The 3,385-nt window shown below is 45.6% G+C and carries 3 protein-coding genes; all 3 read right to left on the bottom strand.

The genetic code is table 11. The annotated features are described in order from the left end of the window. On the bottom strand, positions 1-1,276 hold a 1,276-nt coding region (locus B7C60_RS19895; protein ID WP_245869639.1), incomplete at its 3' end, for an efflux RND transporter permease subunit. Continuing rightward, on the bottom strand, positions 1,273-2,457 hold the full coding sequence (locus B7C60_RS16690; protein WP_099612612.1) for an efflux RND transporter periplasmic adaptor subunit: 1,185 nt from the start codon (positions 2,455-2,457) through the stop codon (positions 1,273-1,275). The genes B7C60_RS19895 and B7C60_RS16690, both read right to left, overlap by 4 nt. After that, positions 2,444-3,385, bottom strand: a 942-nt coding sequence (locus B7C60_RS16695) for a TolC family protein (RefSeq protein WP_245869640.1), incomplete at its 5' end; no start/stop codon positions are given. The genes B7C60_RS16690 and B7C60_RS16695, both read right to left, overlap by 14 nt.

Genomic DNA, 3,385 nt, shown 5'->3' on the forward strand with positions numbered 1-3,385 from the left:
CACCCTCGTTACGCCGAGTGTCATAAATGCTTTCGCCTACCACCACTGCATCATCAACAACAATCCCAAGTGCCATAATAAAACCAAAAGTCGTCATCTCATTGATGGTGAGGTTGGCAAACGAACCTGTCATGAAAAATAGTGAGCCAAAAAAGACAAACGGTAAGCCCGCAGCAACCCAAAAAGCCACTCGAACGTTTAAAAACAGCGCCAGAACAAAAAAGACAAGAATGATGCCTGATATAGCATTTTTCACCAGTAAACTGAGGCGATCATTAATCATCTGGCTTTGATCGTACCAAGTCTCTAAGAAAATCTCTTCTGGCAATAATTGTTGATCTCGCCATTGCTGTACGACTGATTTTGCTTGCTCAGCAATTAGAGTGACATCACCATACTCGTCCATCACGATTTCAATCGACATGCCATTTTGTTGGTTATAACGAGATAATGTAAAGGTGTCTTCATCAAATGTTTCTCGAACAACGGCTATCTCACCCAGTTTAAGTGTTGTACCTTGTGAAGTATTAATAAGAGATATTTGAGCAAATTCTTCCGCCTTATACCTCTGGTTTGCCACTTTCAGGCGAACCGCTTTATCAGGATGACGCAAACTGGTCATAAGAGGTGTCGATGACTCCGCATTCACCTTATCTTCAACGTCAGACAAACTTAGGTTATAACTTTGTAAAGTGGCTTCATCAATATCGATAGAAATAACCGGATCAGCGCTCGCTTTGATTTCTAAATCTCGAATGGCAGGTTGTTGCAAAAGAGCGGTTTTTAACTCTTGTGCTAACGACTGCAAGGTCGCTCTATCCACGCTACCATAGAGCTGAACCCAAATGGCGTGATCTTGCATACGATCTTTTTCAATGATCGGTTTTTCTACATCACTGGGGAAATTATTGATCCCATCCACTTTTGTTTTAATGTCTGAGAGTAACGTGTTGAGACTGTAATCACTGGTTTTCTCAATAGTGACCGTACTGCCGCCAGCGTTAGAGGTAGAGGTAATCCGTTTTATTCCCGGAACGCTTTCCAATGCCTCTTCAATTTTAATCGCAACCCCCTCTTCCGCTTGCTTGGGGTCGCCGCTGTTATAGGTGACTGAAACCGTCACTCGATCTGGTTCCATACTCGGGAAGGCTTCTCGACGTAACTGGCTGAGTGACAAAACGCCCATCACGATCACCGATAGAAGTAATAAATTGGCCGCCACTGAATTTCGAGCAAACCAGGCAATAATACCCGATGGAGGAGGTGTCATACTCATAATGCTACCTCACTGATCACTTGCACCAAAGTACCGACTTGGTAACTGCTTAATGGGCGCTGAACAATTTGTACGCTTTCATGGGTAAAGGCTTTAACATACACAAAACCACCCGATTCAAACTGTTTCTCTGCTAGGATGCTGGCTAATTTGCCTTGGCTATCGATGTACCAGATTTCCCCTTGCTGAGAAATAGCTGACTGAGGCAATTTCCAACTCTGTTTGAGGGGAGTGCCCTCCACAATGGCGGTCGCAAAGGTTCCCGGATATAACGGAGGTTCGATATCCAAAGGTTGAGCAACCGTTACCACCAATGCACGTTGGCGAGTATTACTGTCAAGGTGTTGCTCAACACGAGTCACATAACCGTTCCATGCCATTTGTCGATAACGCAACTCTACAGACCAGCTCTGTGGGTGACGAGCCAGCTCGGTATTGCTTCGTATCGGTAAATTCAACCATTGCGCTTCTGAAAGTGTAATAACGACTTCGACCACATCGGTACTGTATAAAGTGGCGACTTGTCCACCTTCTTGCAGATAACTGCCAAGTTGAATGTCTCGGCTCACAACTAATCCGTCAAAGGGGGCATAGATCACGGTGTTTTTCAGATCATACTGAGCTTTTGCTAACACTTTCTGTGCATTCGTTAAAGCAGCTTTCGCTTGATCCCGTTGCGGTTGACGAAGAACCAATGGTGAATCAGGCTCCCCAGATAACCCCGACCGCTGCCACTCAAGTTTTGCTTGTTCCCCTTGACGCTCTTCTTCCAAGAAATTTAAGGTGGCCGTTGCTAACTCAGACTGAGCTTCACTCACCGCTTGGTGATATTTTGTTTGATCTAAAGTGGCCAGTACCTCACCTTTTTTTACCCGCTGACCACTTTCAAGGCCCGGCCCTAATGTCAACACTCGTCCAGAAACTTCAGCGGTAATATTGAGTGCATAACGAGGTTTCACTTCACCATACCCTTGAACTTGTGCTGAATAGTGCCCTATGTTTACGTCGACAACGGAAACGGCAACGACGGGATCATGCTCTGGTTGAAGCGTATCATGAAGCAACCCGCTCTCTTTGGGTTCACTCATTTGGGACAGTTGACTATGAGCGTAAGCCATCACTCCCCAAAAAACGGCACATGCCAGTAAAGTGGTTCCGAAAGTGACCTTATTGATCCTCATTTTTAACTCCTAATCCCAATGCTAATCCCAAATCAATCCGGTTACTTAATCGGTTATAAGTGACTTGAGCGAGTTTGATTTCGATATCGTAGGTTTGTTGCTGTATGGTGAGTAGTTCAAGAATGTCTACCAATCCTTTGCGATATTTATCCAGATAATTAGCGCTGCTGCGCTGTGCGCTGTCTAGGGCTAACCTCAAATGCTGTTGCTGACGCTCCAACGCCTGTTCCTGGCCAAAAGCGCTTTCTACTTCATTCACTGCCGTCAATAAGGTTTCCTGATAAGCCCAAAAGACCTGTTCTGTCGTTAAGGCTTCCATCTCTGCTTCCGCTTTAAGTTTTCCACCTTGAAATAGCGGTGCTGTTAACTGGCCTAAAATGCTCCATAAAGGGCTGGTCAGTAAGCTATCGCTTAAGCGGTGATCGCTGTCACTCAATGCCGCACTAAAACTCAGGCTGGGCAACATGGCTTTATATGCCACTTGAGTGGTGTATTGCTGTGCTTCAATGTTGGCATAAGCGGCAATAAGATCAGGCCGACGAGCCAGATCTTGCTCTGGAAAATGAGCCAACGAAAGCAATACCGTGGGAAATTGAGCAGGAATAATAAGAGGGTCTTGGCTTCCTAACTGCCCTAATAGGGTAGTTAAATCTCGGCGAGCTGATGCTAATGTTTCTTGATATTCAGCTAATGTCGCTCGAGTAGACTCCATATTGGTTAGTGCGCTATCTCGGTCTTCTAGCCCACCTAAACCTTGACAATAGCGCTCTGTCACCACCTTTTCATTACGTTGCAAAAGTTCTAACCGCTGCGTTTCGATATGAACTTGCTGCTGGTAAAGGTTAATCATCAGCCATTGCCGCATAATGCTTGCCGCTAAGGTGTCTTTTGCGGCTTGGTAGTCCGCAGCACGGCTACGCAAGTTGGC

It is taken from the genome of Vibrio fujianensis, from assembly GCF_002749895.1.
Classification (GTDB): Bacteria; Pseudomonadota; Gammaproteobacteria; order Enterobacterales; family Vibrionaceae; genus Vibrio; species Vibrio fujianensis.

Excerpts from the sequence above, each read along its gene's own strand:
- B7C60_RS16690 (WP_099612612.1), bottom strand. The coding sequence starts at position 2,457 with ATGAGGATCAATAAGGTCACTTTCGGAACCACTTTACTGGCATGTGCC.